Source organism: Micromonospora sp. NPDC047467 (assembly GCF_040643095.1).
Classification (GTDB): Bacteria; Actinomycetota; Actinomycetes; order Mycobacteriales; family Micromonosporaceae; genus Micromonospora.
Genome location: NZ_JBEYTO010000002.1, coordinates 262,284 through 279,562, shown reverse-complemented (window position 1 = coordinate 279,562; position 17,279 = coordinate 262,284). Strand labels below are relative to the sequence as shown.

The window sequence follows — 17,279 nt, the reverse complement described above, 5'->3', positions numbered from 1 at the left end:
CCGCGCGGCGTCGGCCGGCCGGTAACGTGGCCGCCGTGACCACCGAGACTGCCCCGCCCGCGGCGAAGCGGGTGCCCGCCGAGCGCACCCACCACGGCGACACCGTCATCGACGAGTACGCCTGGCTCGCCGCCAAGGACGACCCGGAGACGATCGCCTACCTGACGGCTGAGAACGCGTACACCGAGGAGCGCACCGCGCACCTGGCCGCCCTCCGGGCGGAGCTGTTCGAGGAGACCCGCCAGCGCACCCAGGAATCTGACCTGTCCGTGCCGACCTGCAAGGGCGGGTACTGGTACTACACCCGGACGATCGAGGGCCAGCAGTACGAGGTGCACTGCCGGCGCGCGGTCCGCGACGGCGAGACCGAGCCGCCGGTCAGCGTCGACGGCGTACCCCTGGACGGCGAGGAGGTGCTGCTCGACGGCAACCAGCTCGCCGAGGGGCACGAATTCTTCTCCCTCGGCGCGTTCGACGTCAGCCCGGACGGCCGCTGGCTGGCGTACTCGACGGACTTCTCCGGCGACGAGCGGTTCACCCTGCGGGTAAAGGACCTGAGCACCGGCGAGCTGTTGCCGGACGAGGTGCCGGACACGTTCTACGGCACCGCCTGGTCGGCCGACGCGTCGGCGCTGTTCTACGTGACGGTGGACGACGCCTGGCGGCCCAACCGGGTCTGGCGGCACACCATCGGCGCCGCTGCCGCTGACGACGTCGTGGTCCACCAGGAGGACGACGAGCGGTTCTGGGTGGGCGTGGAGCTGACCCGGTCGGAGAAGTTCATCCTGATCGACATCCACAGCAAGATCACCAGCGAGGTGTTGGTGATCCCGGCCGGCAACCCGACCGGCGCGCCCGCCGTGATCGCGCCCCGCCGCCAAGGCGTCGAATACGCGGTGGAGCACCACGGCCACCGCTTCCTGATCCTGCACAACGACGGCGCGGAGGACTTCGCGCTGGCGTTCACCTCGGCCGACGTACCCGGCGACTGGGTGCCGCTGATCGAGCACACCCCGGGCACCCGGCTGGAGGCCGTCGACGCGTTCGCGAACCACCTGGTGGTGTCCCTGCGCACCGAGGGGCTCACCGGGCTTCGGGTGTTGCCGGTGGGCAGCGACGACGCATACGACATCGACTTCCCCGAGCCGCTCTACAGCGTCGGGCTGGACGCCAACCCGGAGTACCGCACCGGGCAGGTCCGGCTGCGCTACTCCTCGCTGGTCACCCCCGACTCGATCTACGACTACGACCTGGTGACCCGGCAGATGGTGCTGCGCAAGCAGAAGCCGGTGCTGCCCGGCCCGGACGGCCGGCCGTTTGACCCGGCCGAGTACGAGCAGCACCGCGACTGGGCGCTGGCCGACGACGGCACCCGGGTGCCGATCTCGCTGGTCTACCGGGTCGGTACGCCCCGCGACGGCTCGGCCCCCTGTGTGCTGTACGGCTACGGCTCGTACGAGGCCAGCATGGACCCGTGGTTCTCGGTGTCCCGGCTGTCCCTGCTGGACCGGGGCGTCATCTTCGCGGTGGCGCACACGCGGGGCGGCGGCGAGCTGGGCCGACGCTGGTACGACCAGGGCAAGCTGCTGGCCAAGAAGAACACCTTCACCGACTTCGTGGCGTGCGCCCGACACCTGGTCAAGGCCGGCTGGACGGCCAGTGACCGGCTGGTCGCCCGGGGCGCCTCGGCCGGCGGTCTGTTGATGGGCGCGGTCGCCAACCTCGCCCCGGACGCGTTCACCGGGATCGTCGCGCAGGTGCCGTTCGTGGACGCGCTCACCTCGATCCTCGACCCGTCACTGCCACTGACCGTCACCGAGTGGGAGGAGTGGGGCAACCCCCTCGACGACCCCGAGGTGTACGCGTACATGAAGTCCTACACGCCGTACGAGAACGTTGTCGCGGTGGACTATCCGGCGATCCTCGCGGTGACCAGCCTCAACGACACGCGGGTGCTCTACTCCGAGCCGGCGAAGTGGATCGCGCGGCTGCGGGCGACCGCCCCGGCCGGCGACTACCTGCTCAAGACCGAGATGGGCGCCGGGCACGGTGGCCCGAGTGGCCGCTACGACTCCTGGCGTGAGGAGGCCTTCGTCAGCGCCTGGATCCTGGACCGCATCGGCCGCGCCTGACTCGGCCACGCCAGGCGATGATCGCGCTCGATCGTGGAAGTGGGCCCCTCGACGGCCCGGGGAGCCCACCGCATCCAGGATCGAGCGCGATCACGCCGGCAGGTCGGGCCTAGACTGCCAGGGTGACCGGGGTTACGCAGGGCGACGACGGACCGGCCGAGGAGGTCCGCCGGCCGACCATCGCGGCCGTGGCCCGTGACCGCCGGGTGTGGCTGATCCTCGCGGTGGTAGCCGGCCTCCTGGTCTGCTGCTGCTCGGCCGTCGTCGGCACGCTTGTCGCGCTCTCCGCCAGCCTGCTCTCGACCTGACCGCCCGGGTCGCCTCGGCTCACGTCGTGCGCAGCTCGTCCACCGCGATGCTCACGCGCAGGAAGAGCAGGCCGACACCGACCGTCACCAGCACCGCCGCCAACGCGCCGGCACCGAGCCAGGCCAGGTGCTCCAGGGGTACGGCGACAGCGCGCTCGACACCGGCGGTGTGCACCACCCGGGTGTACTGCCCACGGGTGGCCGGATCGCTGCAGAGCGCCGCCGTGGCCTCGCAGACCTCCGCCGACGAGTCTCCGCTCGCCACCGTCGGAAAGGACCCTCGGCCGACCATCGCTCCCACGCTGAGCGCGAGCAGGATCGCCGGCACCGCCGGCGCGAGGGCCTGCCAGGCCACGGAGCGGCTCAGCGTGCCGCGGGGCACCCCGGTGGCGACCAGCGCGGCGTAGGCCCGTCGACGGGCGACGATGCCCTCGACCAGTGCGACGACCAGCCCGCCGGCCGCGATCAGCACCGCCACCGCCACCGCGGCGTCGACCAGATCCATGGTCGACAGGTAGAACGGGTCGGAGCCCTCGTCCACGCCGGCGCGCAGGTTCTGCTCCCGTTCGAGCGTGTCCCGGGCGACGAAGTAGGCGCGCAGCGCTGCCGCGCCGGCCCCGAAGATCACGGCGGACAGCAGCGCCGCGAGCGTACGGCTGCCCGCCCACGGGTCGGCCATCAGCCGTCCCGCCGCGAGCAGCGCCGGTGCGCGGCGGGCGTGCTGACGCAGCAACCGCCCGCAGGTGTACGAGATCCAGCCCGTGCCGATCACCACCCCGACCATCGCCACCAGGCCGCCCGCCGTGTACAGCAGCGGTACCAGCCAGCGCAGCAGCAGCTCGTTGCCGCTGAAGCGGTACGCCACGGGAGGGACCGCGGCGAAGGAGAGCACCCCCAGCCCGATCAGCAGTCCCGCCCACGGACGCGGACCACGCACCCGGGCGACCTTGCGGCTCACCCCGAGCGGGCTGGTGGTGACCGTACGCAGCATCACGGCCGTCGCCAGTGCCGCGATCACCGGCAGGCCCAGCACCACCGCGACCAGCGGGCCGGTCGACGGCAGCACATCGGTGGGCAGCGCCAACCGGCCCTGCGCGTCCGGCCGGTGCAGCACCTCCCGGCCGCCGAGATAGACACCCAACCCGGCGAGCGTGCCGAGCAGGCTCGCCAGGCCGGTCTCCAGCACTGCCAGGCGCGTCACCTGACCCGGGGTGGCGCCAGCCAGCCGGAGCGCGGCCAGCCGCCGGTCCCGGGCCGGTGCGCCGAGCCGGGCACACTGGCCGGCCAGCGCCAGCACCGGAATGGCCAGCATGAGCAGCGCGAACACCGTCCCACCGCGCAGCCCCGGCTCCCGCAGCAACGCGTTGCGGTACTGCTCGGACTGCACGTAGGCGTCACCGGCGGGTTTCGGGATGGCCAGCACGGTGAGCGCCGCCAGCCCGGCCAGGGTCGCCAGCAGAGCACTGAGAGCGGTGAGCACCACCCGGGTCGTGTCGGTGCGATTTCCCGCCAGCGCCAGCCGGACCAGCGTCGCAGGCCTCACCGCTGGCCGCCGACCACCGGCAGGTCGAGGCCCAGACCGGTGTGGTCCACCAGGCCGTCGCGCAGCACGATCTCCCGATCGGCGTACGCGGCGATCCGCGGCTCATGGGTGACCAGCACGACGGAGGTGCGTTGCTCGCGGGCGAGCCGGACCAACTGGGTGAGCACCTGCTCACCGGTGAGCGTGTCCAGCGCGCCGGTCGGCTCGTCGGCGAAGAGCACCTGAGGCTCGGTGACCAGCGCCCGTGCGGTTGCGCAGCGCTGCTGCTGACCGCCGGACATCTCACCTGGCCGGAGCTCAGCCAGATCGGCCACGCCGAACCGCTCCAGCCAGGTGAGTGCCGCCGTCCGCGCCTCTCGCCGCCCCGTGCCGGCGAGGAGCAGCGGAAGTCCGACGTTCTCGGCAGCGGTCAACTCGGCGACCAGCTGACCGAACTGGAACAACACCCCGAACTCGGTGCGGCGCAACCGGGACCGGTCCGCCTCCGACCAGGTGTCGATCCGTTGGCCGCGCCAGGTGACCTCGCCCGCGTCCGGCCGGAGGATCCCCGCCAGGCAGTGCAACAGGGTCGACTTGCCGCAACCACTCGGACCGGTGACCGCGACGATCTCGCCCTCGGCCACGTCGAGTGTCACGCCACGCAGGGCGGGCGATGGGCCGTACGAGCGAACCACGCCGCGAGCCTGGAGCTGCGTCACGGATGCACCTCCCGGTGCCAGTCGGCGACCCGGCCCAGGGTGGTGTGCAACCACCGCAGGTCCGCGTCGAGGTGGGCGATGGCGAAGTCGACGGCGATCACGTCGCTGAGCGTGGCGGCCGGGTCGGTCTTGACCGAGGTCAGCTCACGCAGCCGGGCGGTGTGCGCGGAGCGCTGGGCGATCAGGTACGACCGGGCCCGGTCGACGTCGGCGACCAGCAGCGCCACCATGACCTTGGTGAAGAGCGTGCTGGCCACGTACGGCATCGGGGTCTCCACGGTGGAGAGCCAGACATCCAGGGTGGACCGCCCCTCGCCGGTCAACGCGTACGCCGTGCGGTCCGGACCGGACGCCCGGTCCTGGCCGGCGGCGGCGACCAGGCCGTCGCGTTCGAGACGGCCAAGGGTCGCGTAGACCTGCCCGAAGGCCAGCGGCCGAGCCCGGGGCAGCCGCTCGTCGTGCGCCCGCTTGAGCTCGTATCCGTGCCGACTGCCCCCGGCGAGCAACCCGAGCAGAACGTGGGGCGTCGACACCCCAACCACTATTCACTCAGCGAATACCCCTGTCAACCACCCCCCACACCCACCCCCCACCCTGGCCCCCGGTGATCATGAAGTTATTGCCGCGACGCGCCGATGCGGCGGGCAATAACTTCATGATCACGCGAATGGTCGGTGGGTGGGGTGGAGGTTGGGCGCGTTGGCGGCGGTGGGCGTCGGGTCGGCGAGGACGCCCATCTTGCGGGCCGTCGACCACCGCCACCGGCTTCAGCGCCGTCGAGCGGGCGGCCGTTGTGTCACTTGCCGCGTACGCCCGGTCGGTCCAGTGGCGTCGACTCAGCGGCGGCGCAGGACGACCACTGCCACGTCGTCGTGGATCTTCGTCGGGGCGAGCTCCGCCAGCAGCCGACCACAGAACCGGTCCAGATCCTCGTCCACCGTGCCCACCACCGCGGCGAGCGCGGCCATTCCCTCGTCGATGGTGGCGTCCCGGCGCTCGATCAACCCGTCGGTGTAGAACACCAGCGTGGCCCCGGCGGGCAGCACGAACTCCAGGTCGGCCGGGCGGGGCGCGCGGACGCCGAGCAGCGGCGCCGAGTGCTGCACGAACTCGATCTTGCCGTCCATGGTGAGCACCGGCGGCAGATGGCCGGCGCTGGCCAGCCGGACCCGCCCGGTCGGCGGGTGCAGCAGCAGCACGCAGAGCGTGGCCAGCTCGTTCGGCAACAGGGTCCGCATCAACTCGTTGACCCGGTGCAGGATCTCGCCGGGCTGGTGCCCCTCGACCGCGTACGCCCGCACGGCGTGCCGCAGCTCGGCCATCACGGTGGCCGCGTGCAGCGAGTGGCCTGCCACATCGCCGATCGCCAGCAGGAGATGCCCGTCGAGCATCACCAGCTCGTAGAAGTCACCGCCCACCTCGGTCTGCGCGCTCGCCGGCTCGTAACGCACCGCGAGATCCAGCCCGGCCACCTCGGGCAGCCGGCGCGGGAGCAGGCTGCGTTGGAGAGTGACGGCGATGCGGTGCTCCTCGTCGAACGAGCGCTGCGCCTCCACCGCCGCCGCCACCGCCTGGGCGAGCTGCACGAGCACCGGGGTCCGGGCGGTCTGGGTGGCGGTCGGGACCACCACGTACAGCGGGGCGCGGTCCTCCCGCAGCCGGGCAGCGGCCACCGTCACCGAGTCGTCGGCCGGCCAGTCGAGCAGCGCCCAGTTCGTCGGAGCCTCCACCCGGACCGTGGCGCCGGTCCGGACCCCGGTGTCGTCGACGACCCACGGCACGACCGCCGCCTCAGCACCCGGGCCGGTGCAGATCCCGGCGAGGCAGTCGCCGTCGAACGTCTCGGCGATCACCGCCGCCGGGCTCTTGAAGATCTCCGCAGCGCCCGCCGCTGCGACTTCGAGCAGCCGCGTGAAGTCCGGCGCGGCGTGCACCGCCACGGTCGTGTCGGCGAGCCCGAGCAGCCGCTCGGCGAGCAGTTCGGCGCGCTGCCGGGCCCGGTAGTAGCGCAGCACCGCGCGGGTGGTGGCGATCAACTCTTCCGGCTCGATCGGCTCGGTGAGGTAGGCGTCCGCACCTCGGGTCAACCCCTGGGCGCGGTCGGCCACGTCCACGGCGTGCGCGGACACGTGGATCACCGGCATCGCGGGATGCGCAGCCTTGATCCGCTCGCACACCTCGTAGCCGCTCAGGTCGGGCAGCCGTACGTCGAGCACCACCAGGTCGATCCGGTCCGTGTCGACCCGGGCGAGCGCGTCCCCGCCGTTCTCCGCCTCCAGCACGGTGAACCCGGCCCGGGTCAGCCAGCTGACGAGCAGGTACCGCTTGGTACGGCTGTCATCGACCACCAGGACGGTCGCCGGCCCGCCGTCCACCGTCACACTCCGCCGGTGGGGAGCGAAACCGTGAAGGTGCTGCCCCGGCCCGGTTCGCTGGTCAGCTCGAGCGTCCCCCCGAGCAGGGTCGCCAACCGCCGGGCGTACGGCAGGCCGAGGCCGGTGCCGCCGACCCGGGTGGCGCCCGGCACCTGGTAGAACTCCTCGAAGATCCGATCGTGCAGCTCGGGGGCGATGCCCGGGCCGGTGTCGCTGACCTCGAAGATCCACCGGTCGTCACGCCGCTGGGCTCGCAGCCGCACCTCGCCGCGCTCGGTGAACTTCAGCCCGTTGTGCAGCAGGTTGCGCAGCACCTGGCCGAGCAGCACCTCGTCGGTACGCAGGACGGCTGGCGCGACCGGCTCCTCCACCACCAACTCGACCTCTGGCCTGGTGGCCAGGGCGCGCAGCGTACCGCGCAGTTGCCCGAAGACCGGGCGCAGATCGATGTCCGCCCAGTCGGGCTCGATCCGGCCGGACTCCGCCTTGGCCAGATCCAGCAGCTCGTTGACCAGCCCGAGCAGGTCGGCCGCCGAGGAACGGATCAGACCGACCTGACGGGCCTGCTCGGCGGTGAGCGGGTCGGAGGCGGAGTCGGAGAGCAGCCGCCCCAACCCGATGATCGCGGTGACCGGGGCGCGCAGCTCATGGCTCACGTTCGCCAGGAACCGGCTCTTCGACTCGCTCGCCGCGCGCAGCTGGGCCGACTTCTCGTCCAGCTCGGCGTAGAGGGCGACGACTCCCCGGTTGGTCTCCTCCAGCTCCTCGGTGAGCTGGTTGTAGAGCGCCAGCACGCCGCGGTTGGTCTCCGCCAGCTCGTCGTTCAGGACGGCCAGCTCGTCGCGCTGGCTGCGTACCTCGTCGAGAGCCGCGATGAGCTGCCCGTTCTGCACGGTCAGCTCGTCCAGCGCGCTACTCGGCGCGCTCAGACCGAGTTCGGCACGGAACTCGGCGAGGCGCTCCGGGGTCGGCGTCGGCGCGTTGGCCGGGACTCGTCGGGACATCCTCACGACCGTAACCCCCTCGACGGTCGCCGCGCTCAGTCTGTCGACCAGTCGGGACACCGCACCGGACTGCGGCTCGTATCTGCCGTCGGGCAGGGGGGTCACCGGGGCGAGGTCGGCGCGCAGGTGGAACCGGCCGTCGGCGCCGGCGTCGATGTCGAAGGACACGTCCGCGCCACCGCACGCGCGGAGCAGGTCCCGGGCGACCTCGCTGAGCGCGGTGGCGATCCGGACCTGGTCCTGGTGTTCCAGACCCACCACCGCGGCGACCTCCCGGCCCCGCTGACGGATCACGAAGATGTCCTGCTCGACCCGCAGCGTCATCTGCAACAGCGGCAGCCCGGCCGACGCCCCGCTCATGTCCAGGACCTCGCGACCAGAACGCAGGCGTCGTCACGGCGTATCCCGGCGTCGCGCAGCAGGGTCGCCGCCACCACGAGCGGGGACCGTTCGGCGATATCGGGGTAGTCGGTCATCCGCCAGCGGTCGACCACGCCGTCGCTGTGCATCACCAGCAGCGCGCCGGGACCGAACGGATAGTCGTAGCCCCGGACCGTGGGGCGTTGGTGCCCGGCGATACCGGGCAGCGACACCAGCCCACGACGCTGACCGTTGCCCTCGACGACCATTCCGGCGATGTTGCCCAGGCCGGCGTAGTGCAGCACGCCCTCCTCGGGCACCAACTCGGCCACCGCCAGCGCCGCGCCTCGGGTGTACGACATGGATCGGTGCAGGTGGCTGACCACCGCCGCGGGTGGACTGGCCGGCGCGTCACGGAACGCGGCGAGCGCCGCCTCGGTCGCGGCGGCGGCCAGGGGGCCGTGCCCGAGGCCGTCGCTGACCAGCACCTGGTGCCGCCCGTCGGCGACCCGGACGGCGTACCCGTCGCCACTGACCGTCTCGCCGGTCAGCGGCCGGGTGAGGGCGCCGGCCCAGGACGGTCGGGCCGGCGCCGCCGGCCAGACCTGCACGGCGAGGACGGTGCCCCGACCTGGCAGGGAGTACGCGTCGAACCAGCTGGCCTGCCGGACGATGGCGCCGAGGCCGATGCCGAGCGTGCCGGTGGTGGAGTGCCCGTCCTGGGACGAGACGGTCAGGTCGGCCATGCCGGGCCCGGAGTCGATGGCCACCAACTCCACGCCGGCCTCTCCGGCACGGCGCACCGGCCGGAGCAGCAGGGTGCCCTCGTCGGCGTGCTTGACGAGGTTGCTGGTCAGCTCGGCCGCGACGATGGCCAGGTCGGCGATGCGCGCCGGAGCCATCTCCAGCTGTGCGCCCAGGCGTTCGGCGGCACGGCGTACGGCGCTGGCCGTGCTGCTGGCCTCCACCCGGAACCAGAGGCCGCTGTCGGTGATCGGGTCCCCGTTCACCGGGACCACTTGGTGACCGTGATGCGCGTGCCGGTTTCCGGAGACGTCTCGATCTCGAAATCGTCAACCAGCCGTCGAGACCCGCTGAGCCCGAGGCCGAGGCCGCCGCCGGTGGTGTAGCCGTCGGTCAGGGCCAGGTCGAGATCGGCGATGCCGGGCCCGGAGTCGGCGAAGACGATCCGTACGCCCTTACGTCGGCCGTTGTCCACGATGGTCACCTCGACGGAGCCACCACCGCCGTACACCAGGGTGTTGCGGGCCAGCTCGCTCGCCGCGGTGACCACCTTGGTCTGGTCGACCAGGGACAGCTTGACCGCCACCGCCACGGCGCGGACCAACTGTCGGACGCGGACCACGTCCTCATCGCCCTGGATCGACTGCGCCTGCGGGTGGCCCACGTCGATGCCCGCGGTCACAGCCGGGCCGTCTCGGCGTCCGGGTCGTCGTCAAGCTGGTCGTCTAGCTCATCGCCGCGAGCCGCCGCGATCAGCTCCATGCCCCGCTCGACGTTCAGAGCGGTACGGATGCCGTTCAACGACAGCCCCAGCTCGACCAGGGTGATGGCGACGGCTGGGCGCATCCCGACCACCACCGTCTCCGCGTCGAGCACCTTGGAGATCGACGCGATGGTGGAGAGCATCCGCCCGACGAAGGAGTCGACGATGTCCAGCGCGGTGATGTCGATGATGACGCCGTGGCAGCCGGTGGCCACGATCCGCTCGGCGAGATCCTCCTGGAGCTGGACCGCCGTCTGGTCGGACATGTCGAGCTGGATGGAGACCAGCAGGATGTCGCCGATCTTGAGGATCGGCACGCGTTCCATCAGGCGTCCCGGCGTGACTGACGGCGGGCGGTCTCCACCCCGTTGAGCCGCAGCACGTGGCGCAGCGCGTCGGCGAGGCTCGCCTTGGTGGCGATGTCCCCGAACTCGATGCCGAGGGCGACGATGGTCTGCGCGATCTGCGGGCGGATGCCGGAGATGATGCAGTCGGCGCCCATCAGGCGGGCGGCCACCACGGTCTTCAGGATGTGCTGGGCGACCTGGGTGTCCACCGCCGGGACGCCGGTGATGTCGATGATCGCGTACGGGGAGCCCGTGTCGACCAGGGTCTGCAACAGGCGCTCCATCACCACCTGGGCGCGGGCGGAGTCCAGGGTGCCGACCAGCGGGACGGCGACCACGCCCTCCCAGAGCTTGACCACCGGCGTGGAGAGTTCGAGCAACTGCTCGGCCTGATCGGCGATCAGGCTCTCCCGGGTGCGGACGAAGCTCTCGAAGGTGAACAGGCCCATCTCGTCGACCAGCCCGGAGAAGGCGACGTAGTCGCGCAACTTGTCGTCGCCGCCGGCCTCCTCGATGAGCCGGGCCAGCACGTCCTTGAGCGCGAAGACGCTGATCGCGGTCTCGGTGGCGGAGAACCCCTGCCGGGCCCTGCCACGGGACAGCTCGGAGAGCGCGGCGCGCAGTTCGGCAGTGTTGTCGGCGGACAGGTCGATGGCGCCCTGCTCACCGGTGGTGACGATGGCGTGGTGCAGATCCTGCACCTGCCGGCGCAGCTCGGCCTGACTCAGCCGACCGCGCAGCGAACCGGCAATGATCTCGGTCCACCGCTGCGTGACCCGCTCGGCGTGCCCGCCGAGCAGCGCGGCGAGCCGACCACTTTCCTCGGCGTTCAACGCCATTGCGAAACCCCCTTGACCTGGACCGGCCGGACTCTATCACCGGGGGCCGTCAAGCTACTTGCTGCGTAGCAACAGAATGATGACGGCCACCGGATCCTGGCTCCCGATCTGCGTACGACCCCGGTCGTGGGATACCGTTCCCCCGATAACAGGAGGTTCTGGCGTATGTCCTTGACAGTGCACACGGAACAACGCGGCGACGTGGTCGTCGTGTCGGTCGCGGGCGAACTGGACATGGCAACCGCACCGCAGTTGCAGGACCAGATCACCGACCTGCTCGACAAGGGCCGTAGCCGGCTGGTGTTCGACCTGGCGGATGTCTCGTTCTGCGACTCGACCGGTCTGTCGGTCTTCGTTCGCGCCAAGAACAGCTGCGACGAGGCCGGTGGCGTGGTGCGGCTGGCCGCACCCCAGCGGGGTGTGCTGCGCATCCTCGAGGTGAGCGGGCTGGTCGAGGTGCTGCACACCTACCCGACGGTGGATGAGGCAGTCGCCGGCGAACCGACGCCCGCCTCCTCCTGACCGCTGCCGCTGCTCACTCGTCCTCGACGTAGCGGGGACGGGCGATCGCCATGCCCGCTGCCGTCTGCACGGCGAGGGCGCCCAGCAGGAACCCGATCGGGGCCGTCCAGCCGCCGGTGACCTCGTAGAGGATGCCGACCATCAGCGGGCCGAGGGCGGCGATCACGTACCCGGTGCTCTGCGCGAACGCGGAGAGCGCGACGGTGCCCTCGGCGGTGCGGGAGCGCAGGCCGATGGCGGTCAGGATCAGCGGGAACGCCCCCTGGCCGATCGCCAGCAGGGCCACCCAGAGCAGCGCGGCGCCGTGCGGGGCGACCGCCAGCCCGAGGTAGCCCAGCGTCGACGCGGCGGTCAGCCCGAGCACCAGCGGGCGCAGGGTGGCCAGCCGGCCGGCCACGGTGGGCATCAGCAGCGCGATCGGCACGCCGAGTGCGGTCACCCCGGCGAGCAGCAGCCCGGCCGACTCCGGCTGGTAGCCGGCGTCCCGGAACAGCTGGGCCAGCCAGCCCATGATCGCGTACCCGCTCAGTGACTGTGCCCCGAAGTAGATGGCCATCGCCCAGCCCAGCCGGGTCCGCGCCGGCCGGATCCGGGACGGCGCGGTGGGGGTCGCCGTCGGGGTCGCCCGCCGCGCGCTCGCTCGGGCTCGCAGCGCCAGCGGCACCCACGGGAGTACGGCCACCGCGGCGAGCGCGGCCCAGATGCCCAGCCCGGCCCGCCACGACCCGAAGGCGTGCGCGATCGGCACCGCGGTCGCCGCGGCCACCGTCGTGCCCACGGTCAGCGCCATCGTGTACGCCCCGGTGACCAGGCCGGTGCGGTGCGGGAAGTGCTGCTTGACCAGCATCGGCAGCAGGATGTTCGCCACCGCGATGCCGGACAGCGCCAGCGCGCTGGTGAGGACGAAGACCCAGGTCGAGTCGGTGAGGACCCGCAGCACCTGACCGGCGGCCAGGGCGAACATGGCGACGACCAGCACCCGGGCCGGCGCCACCCGGCGGACCAGCCACGGGGTGAGCGCGCCGAGGCCGGCGAACGCGATGGTCGGCAGGGTGGTGACCAGGCCGGCGGTGACCCCGGTCAGCCCCAGCCCGTCGCGGATCTCGTCGAGCAGGGCGCCGAGGCTGGTGACTGCGGCGCGCAGGTTGACCGCCACCAAGAGCATTCCGACCAGGACGAGCGCGCCCCCGGTCGCCGGGTGGATCCGGCGGCCCGCGCGGGTGTCGCCCGTCTTGGGGGGATCGACGGCGATGGGGGCGGGCAGCGCCGGAGCGGCGGTAGGTGGCGGGGTCATGACCTCTAACCTACAATCATGGGATGAATTCGGGACCGGTGATGTAACCAGTGCCACCCTCAGTCGATTCCCCCGCAGCGCCACCGGTGCCGCCTCGCGGGCACCGGGTCCGTCAGACCATCGAGCAGCTCCGGTCCCGGATCCTGGGCGGCGAGTGGCCGGTGGGCGGTCGCATCCCCACCGAGCCACAGTTGGTCGCCGCGCTGGGCGTCGGGCGCAACACGATCCGCGAGGCCGTCCGCGCCCTCCAGCACGCCGGGGTGCTGGAATGCCGGCAGGGCTCCGGCACGTACGTGGTGTCCACCGACGAACTGGCGCCGGTGGTGGCCCGCCAACTCGGCGACGACCGGATGACCGAGGTCATCGAGGTGCGGCGCGCCTTCGAGGTGGAGGCCGCCCGGCTCGCCGCGCTGCGGCGTACCCCAGCCGACCTGGCGGCGCTCGACGGCGCGCTCGCCGAGCGCGAGGCGGCCTGGCGCGGTGGCCGGGTCGACGCGTTCGTCGAGGCCGACGCGGCCCTGCACACCGTGGTGGTCGCCGCCGCGCACAACGCCATGCTCGCCGAGCTGTACGCCTCGGTCGGCACCGCCCTGCGCAGCACCGTCGCCCAGGCGATGGGGGACGCCCTCACCCCCGAGCGTTACGTCGACCACACCCGGCTGGTCGACGCGATCCGGGCCGGCGATCCGGGCCGGGCAGCGATCGAAGCCGGCGCTTTTCTGGAGCCCGCCGCAGGGGCATAGGTTGTCGGCGACAGAAAACCGGGACACCTCAGGAGTACGGATGCTCAAGGGCTTCAAAGACTTCATCATGCGCGGCAACGTCGTCGACCTGGCGGTCGGTGTCGTCATCGGCGCCGCGTTCACGACAGTGGTCACGTCGCTGACCAACGCGTTCCTCAAGCCGTTGATCGCGCTGTTCGTGCTGTTGATCACCGGCAAGGACAACGGCCTCGAGGGTGCCGCCTGGACGATCCGCGGCGTCGCGTTCGACTGGATCAGCTTCGTCAACGCGGTGATCACCTTCCTGCTCACCGCAGCGGCCCTCTACTTCCTGGTCGTCTACCCGATGAACCGGCTCGCCGAGCGGCGCAAGCGCGGCGAGGAGCCGCCGCCGGCCGCGCCGAGCGAGGAGGTCAAGCTGCTCACCGAGATTCGGGACGCGCTGGTCTCCGCCGGCCACACCACGCCGGGCCAGCAGCGCGGGGCACTGGACGACGTGCTGGGCCGCCGCACCGAGCCGCCGGCGCCGCGCTGACCGCGAACGGATGCACATCGGCCCCTGCGGGAATCCCGCAGGGGCCGCATCTTCTCGTACGTGTGTTCGATAGAGTCCCGCCATGGAGCAGCGAAAGCACTGGTGGAACGGGAAATGGGGGCGGCTGGCCCGGCGGGACGTCTTCCTGCGGGTGGACGCCGACCGGTGGCACGTCGAGCAGCGGGCCGGCGGCGCCGAGGGCATCTCCAAGTTCTACGAGTACGGCAGTGCGGACGAGGCCGAGGAGACTGTCCGGGCGCTGCTCGACGGCCCGGACACCTGGCGGGAGTTGTCCCCGCGTCCGCCCGGCGGCTGGACCCTCCCGAACAACTGAACGGCACCGCCACGGCTGCTCCAGGCTCCGGAGGCGGTACCGCGTTCGGCAGTGATGTCTCTGCGACATATTTATGTCGCAGAGACATCACGCTCTACGGACCGATCGGCCCCTCGTGCCCCCGCTGCCGGTCGGGCAGCCACTGCCGGTCAGACAGCCACTGCCGGTCAGACAGCCACTGCCGGTCGGACAGCCGCTGCGGGCTGCCGGGCCGGCCGGCCGGGCGGCGGGGGCGGCGACGGCGTTTAGCGGCGTATCACGCCGGGAACCGCGAAGAGATGGACCAGCAGGACGAGCAGCAGGCGACCATCTCGCGGATCACCACCGGAATGCCGGTGATCGACGTCGCCGGCACCGAGGTCGGCACCGTGGACCTCGTCCAGCGGGGTGACCCGAACGCGGTGACCGTGCAGTCGCCGACCACCGACCCCCACGGCACGCCCGCCGACCCGGGCGGCAGCCTGAACGAGTTGATCGAGGCGACCGCCGTGGAGGAGCCGGACGTTCCGGCCGACCTGGCGGCGCGACTGCTGCACAGCGGTTACCTGAAGGTCTCCACGGAGTCGACCCAGGTCGGCGCCGTGTACGTCCCGGCCGACCGGATCGCCACCGTCGCGGACGGCCGGGTACGCCTCACGGTCGGCGTGGCCGACCTCCCGCCCGAGGAGTAGGCCCCCCGCAGGCCCCCGCCGAGCCGGGCGGAGCCGAGCCGCGCCGAGCCGCGCCGAGCCGGGCCGGGCCGGGCCGGGCCGGTGATCGACTCCATGTCGGCGATGTGGGGGTGTCTCGGAGCTTGGATACCGCCATGTCGGCGACCTGGAGTGGATCAATGGTGTTGCGGTGCCCGGTCGACGGGGACAGCCCCACTTCGCCGATCTCGTGTGGGTCTCTCCGGGGCCGCAGTCGCGGCAGGCTCGGTGGGAGCGGCAGGCTCGGTGGGCTCGGCGGGGCGGCGGCGGTGGAAGAGCAGCAGCATCAGGCAGCCGGCGACCAGGCCCCAGAACGCGCCGCCCACGCCGATCAGCGTCACCTCGGAGGCGGTCACCACGAAGGTGACCACGGCGGCCTCCCGCGTCGCTGGCTCGGCCACCGCCGAGGCGACCGCCGAGGCGAGCGCGGTGCCGAGCGCGCCGAGCAGGGCCAGCCCGGCGACCGCCTCGATGAGGATCGGCGGGGCGACCGCGACCAGCGCGGTGGCCACGCCGGCGCCCAGCCCGAGCAGGGCCAACCCGATGCCGGCGGTGACCGAGGCGATCCACCGGCGCTCGGGGTCCGGATGCGCGTCGGGGGCGGCGGCGAGCGCGGCCGTGATCGCCGCGAGGTTCACGCCGTGCCCGCCGGCCGGTGCGGCCAGCAGGCTGGCCAGCCCGGTGGCCCGCAGCGCGGCGCCGAACGGCGGTCGGTAGCCGTAGCCGACCAGCACCGCCATGCCGGGTACGTTCTGCGCGGCCATGGTGACCAGGAACAGCGGGAGGGCGAGCCCGACCAGCGCGGACGCGTTCCAGGCCGGCGCGGTGAGGGTTACCGACGGGATGAGCGTGACCCCGGTCAGACCGGCCGGCGGTGCGGTCAGCGCGATCGCCGCCACCGCCACCAGCAGCGCGCCCGGCACCGCCCAGCGGCGGGCGAACCGGTGCAGCAGCAGCCAGCCGACCACCACCGGGCCGGCCACCGTGGGCAGCTCGACCAGCGCGCGGAACGGAGCGGTGCAGAGCGGCAGCAGCACACCGGCGAGCATCGCGCCGGCCACCGGCTTGGGGATGGCGGCAACCGCCCGGCCGAGGGGCGGAAACAACCCGGCCGCGACGATCAGCAGGCCGGCGACGAGGAACGCGCCCACCGCGACCGGCCACCCGCCCGGCGGCGGCCCCGTCGCCACCAGCAGCGCCGCGCCCGGGGTCGACCACGCCACGCTCATCGGTATCCGGTGCCGCCAGCCCAGCCAGGCGGCAGCGAGCCCGCACGCCACGCAGAGGGCCAGCAGGCCGGAGGCCGCCTGCGCGTCCGACGCGCCCACCGCGCGGAACCCGGCCAGCACGACGGTGAACGAGCTGGCGAAGCCGACCAGCGCAGCCACCCCGCCGGCCAGCAACGGTTGAGCCCGACCGGCCATCCCACCCCTCCTGTTCCGTTTACGGAACGACAGCGTGTAGCACGATAGCCGGATGCCGCACCCACCACCAGCCCGCCGTCCGGGCCTCGACGTGGATCCCGCCATCGTCGGCCGGCGGGTCCGTGCCCTGCGCGAGGAGCGGGGCATCTCGCTGTCCACACTGGCCCGCCTCGCCGGCATCGGAAAGGCCACCCTCTCCGGCCTGGAGCACGGCACCCGCAACCCGACCCTGGAGACGCTCTGGGCGGTCACCGCACAGCTCGGGGTGCCGCTGACCGCCGTGCTGGCCGAGCCGGCCGCCGCAGCCACCGTGCACGGCACCGCGGTCACCGCCACCCTGCTGGAGGTGTTCACCGACACCGACGCCACCTACGAGCTGTACCGGATGCGCGTCGCGCCCGGCCCGGGGCAGCTCTCCCCCGCGCACCAGCCGGGGGTCACCGAACACGTCACAGTCTTCGCCGGCGTGCTGCGCGCCGGCCCGGCCGAGGCGCCGCTGACCGTGCCGGCCGGCGGGCACCTCCGCTGGGTCTCCGACGTGCCACACAGCTACACGGCCGTCGGCGACGAGGAGGTCGCCGCGAGCCTGCTGCTGCGCTACCCGCGCCGCTGAGCCCAAGGCCGCCCGACGCGAGACCGGCCGAGG

At 72.6% G+C, this 17,279-nt stretch carries 19 protein-coding genes; 8 read left to right on the top strand and 11 right to left on the bottom strand.

What is annotated here, in order from left to right:
* Positions 1-35 precede the first annotated feature (35 nt).
* Together ABZ780_RS05520 and ABZ780_RS05515 are read left to right on the top strand one after the other, a co-directional pair.
* Positions 36-2,132: a S9 family peptidase gene (locus ABZ780_RS05520; protein ID WP_357484486.1), complete on the top strand. Its 2,097-nt coding sequence runs from the start codon at positions 36-38 to the stop codon at positions 2,130-2,132.
* 122 nt (positions 2,133-2,254) lie between these two features.
* Positions 2,255-2,440: a hypothetical protein gene (locus ABZ780_RS05515; protein WP_357484483.1), complete on the top strand. Its 186-nt coding sequence runs from the start codon at positions 2,255-2,257 to the stop codon at positions 2,438-2,440.
* Positions 2,441-2,459: 19 nt separating this feature from the next.
* On the opposite strand, the gene ABZ780_RS05510 is transcribed toward ABZ780_RS05515, so the two are convergent.
* The 9 genes from ABZ780_RS05510 to ABZ780_RS05470 all read right to left on the bottom strand — a co-directional run bounded on the left by ABZ780_RS05510 (position 2,460) and on the right by ABZ780_RS05470 (position 11,113).
* Positions 2,460-3,983, bottom strand: a complete 1,524-nt coding sequence (locus ABZ780_RS05510) for an FtsX-like permease family protein (protein ID WP_357484480.1) — start codon at positions 3,981-3,983, stop codon at positions 2,460-2,462.
* Positions 3,980-4,681 carry an ABC transporter ATP-binding protein gene (locus tag ABZ780_RS05505; protein WP_357003796.1) on the bottom strand — a complete coding sequence of 234 codons (702 nt, stop codon included), beginning with the start codon at positions 4,679-4,681 and terminating at the stop codon, positions 3,980-3,982. Before ABZ780_RS05505 ends, ABZ780_RS05510 begins: the two co-directional genes overlap by 4 nt.
* Entirely contained in the window at positions 4,678-5,214 is a 537-nt protein-coding gene (locus tag ABZ780_RS05500; RefSeq protein ID WP_357484477.1) for a PadR family transcriptional regulator, read from the bottom strand. Before ABZ780_RS05500 ends, ABZ780_RS05505 begins: the two co-directional genes overlap by 4 nt.
* A 303-nt stretch (positions 5,215-5,517) precedes the next feature.
* A complete protein-coding gene (locus tag ABZ780_RS05495; protein ID WP_357484473.1) occupies positions 5,518-7,056 on the bottom strand; it encodes a SpoIIE family protein phosphatase in 1,539 nt (512 codons plus the stop codon).
* Positions 7,057-7,058: 2 nt separating this feature from the next.
* Positions 7,059-8,420 carry an ATP-binding protein gene (locus tag ABZ780_RS05490; RefSeq protein WP_357003786.1) on the bottom strand — a complete coding sequence of 454 codons (1,362 nt, stop codon included), beginning with the start codon at positions 8,418-8,420 and terminating at the stop codon, positions 7,059-7,061.
* On the bottom strand, positions 8,417-9,430 hold the full coding sequence (locus tag ABZ780_RS05485) for a SpoIIE family protein phosphatase (protein WP_357484470.1): 1,014 nt from the start codon (positions 9,428-9,430) through the stop codon (positions 8,417-8,419). Before ABZ780_RS05485 ends, ABZ780_RS05490 begins: the two co-directional genes overlap by 4 nt.
* Entirely contained in the window at positions 9,427-9,846 is a 420-nt protein-coding gene (locus ABZ780_RS05480; RefSeq protein ID WP_357003780.1) for an anti-sigma regulatory factor, read from the bottom strand. Before ABZ780_RS05480 ends, ABZ780_RS05485 begins: the two co-directional genes overlap by 4 nt.
* Positions 9,843-10,253: an STAS domain-containing protein gene (locus ABZ780_RS05475; protein WP_357484467.1), complete on the bottom strand. Its 411-nt coding sequence runs from the start codon at positions 10,251-10,253 to the stop codon at positions 9,843-9,845. Before ABZ780_RS05475 ends, ABZ780_RS05480 begins: the two co-directional genes overlap by 4 nt.
* Entirely contained in the window at positions 10,253-11,113 is an 861-nt protein-coding gene (locus ABZ780_RS05470; RefSeq protein WP_357484464.1) for an STAS domain-containing protein, read from the bottom strand. Before ABZ780_RS05470 ends, ABZ780_RS05475 begins: the two co-directional genes overlap by 1 nt.
* Positions 11,114-11,278: 165 nt before the next feature.
* On the opposite strand from ABZ780_RS05470, the gene ABZ780_RS05465 reads away from it, so the two are divergent.
* The gene (locus ABZ780_RS05465; RefSeq protein ID WP_088951054.1) at positions 11,279-11,635 is read left to right on the top strand and encodes an STAS domain-containing protein; all 357 of its coding nucleotides are present in this window, start codon (positions 11,279-11,281) and stop codon (positions 11,633-11,635) included.
* Positions 11,636-11,648: 13 nt separating this feature from the next.
* Here ABZ780_RS05465 and ABZ780_RS05460 read toward each other — a convergent pair whose 3' ends face one another.
* Positions 11,649-12,929: an MFS transporter gene (locus ABZ780_RS05460; protein WP_357484461.1), complete on the bottom strand. Its 1,281-nt coding sequence runs from the start codon at positions 12,927-12,929 to the stop codon at positions 11,649-11,651.
* A 50-nt stretch (positions 12,930-12,979) separates the two neighbouring features.
* Between ABZ780_RS05460 and ABZ780_RS05455 the strand changes: the two genes are divergently transcribed.
* The 4 genes from ABZ780_RS05455 (at position 12,980) to ABZ780_RS05440 (ending at position 15,191) form a co-directional block, all read left to right on the top strand.
* Positions 12,980-13,672, top strand: coding sequence for a FadR/GntR family transcriptional regulator (locus tag ABZ780_RS05455; protein WP_357003767.1), 693 nt, complete (start codon positions 12,980-12,982; stop codon positions 13,670-13,672).
* 40 nt (positions 13,673-13,712) lie between these two features.
* Complete coding sequence (gene mscL, locus ABZ780_RS05450; protein WP_357003765.1) at positions 13,713-14,186, top strand: large conductance mechanosensitive channel protein MscL; 474 nt, start codon at positions 13,713-13,715, stop codon at positions 14,184-14,186.
* Positions 14,187-14,268: 82 nt separating this feature from the next.
* On the top strand, positions 14,269-14,520 hold the full coding sequence (locus tag ABZ780_RS05445) for a hypothetical protein (RefSeq protein WP_357003762.1): 252 nt from the start codon (positions 14,269-14,271) through the stop codon (positions 14,518-14,520).
* A gap of 278 nt (positions 14,521-14,798) precedes the next feature.
* Positions 14,799-15,191, top strand: a complete 393-nt coding sequence (locus tag ABZ780_RS05440) for a hypothetical protein (RefSeq protein ID WP_357003759.1) — start codon at positions 14,799-14,801, stop codon at positions 15,189-15,191.
* 155 nt (positions 15,192-15,346) lie between these two features.
* Here ABZ780_RS05440 and ABZ780_RS05435 read toward each other — a convergent pair whose 3' ends face one another.
* Entirely contained in the window at positions 15,347-16,633 is a 1,287-nt protein-coding gene (locus ABZ780_RS05435) for a benzoate/H(+) symporter BenE family transporter (RefSeq protein ID WP_357484458.1), read from the bottom strand.
* A 52-nt stretch (positions 16,634-16,685) separates the two neighbouring features.
* Between ABZ780_RS05435 and ABZ780_RS05430 the strand changes: the two genes are divergently transcribed.
* The gene (locus ABZ780_RS05430) at positions 16,686-17,246 is read left to right on the top strand and encodes an XRE family transcriptional regulator (RefSeq protein WP_357003753.1); all 561 of its coding nucleotides are present in this window, start codon (positions 16,686-16,688) and stop codon (positions 17,244-17,246) included.
* Positions 17,247-17,279: the final 33 nt, after the last annotated feature.

Excerpts from the sequence above, each read along its gene's own strand:
- ABZ780_RS05475 (WP_357484467.1), bottom strand. The coding sequence starts at position 10,253 with ATGGAACGCGTGCCGATCCTCAAGATCGGCGACATCCTGCTGGTCTCC.
- ABZ780_RS05465 (WP_088951054.1), top strand. The coding sequence starts at position 11,279 with ATGTCCTTGACAGTGCACACGGAACAACGCGGCGACGTGGTCGTCGTG.
- ABZ780_RS05430 (WP_357003753.1), top strand. The coding sequence starts at position 16,686 with ATGCCGCACCCACCACCAGCCCGCCGTCCGGGCCTCGACGTGGATCCC.
- ABZ780_RS05470 (WP_357484464.1), bottom strand. The coding sequence starts at position 11,113 with ATGGCGTTGAACGCCGAGGAAAGTGGTCGGCTCGCCGCGCTGCTCGGC.
- mscL (WP_357003765.1), top strand. The coding sequence starts at position 13,713 with ATGCTCAAGGGCTTCAAAGACTTCATCATGCGCGGCAACGTCGTCGAC.
- ABZ780_RS05435 (WP_357484458.1), bottom strand. The coding sequence starts at position 16,633 with ATGGCCGGTCGGGCTCAACCGTTGCTGGCCGGCGGGGTGGCTGCGCTG.
- ABZ780_RS05445 (WP_357003762.1), top strand. The coding sequence starts at position 14,269 with ATGGAGCAGCGAAAGCACTGGTGGAACGGGAAATGGGGGCGGCTGGCC.
- ABZ780_RS05460 (WP_357484461.1), bottom strand. The coding sequence starts at position 12,929 with ATGACCCCGCCACCTACCGCCGCTCCGGCGCTGCCCGCCCCCATCGCC.
- ABZ780_RS05490 (WP_357003786.1), bottom strand. The coding sequence starts at position 8,420 with ATGAGCGGGGCGTCGGCCGGGCTGCCGCTGTTGCAGATGACGCTGCGG.
- ABZ780_RS05440 (WP_357003759.1), top strand. The coding sequence starts at position 14,799 with ATGGACCAGCAGGACGAGCAGCAGGCGACCATCTCGCGGATCACCACC.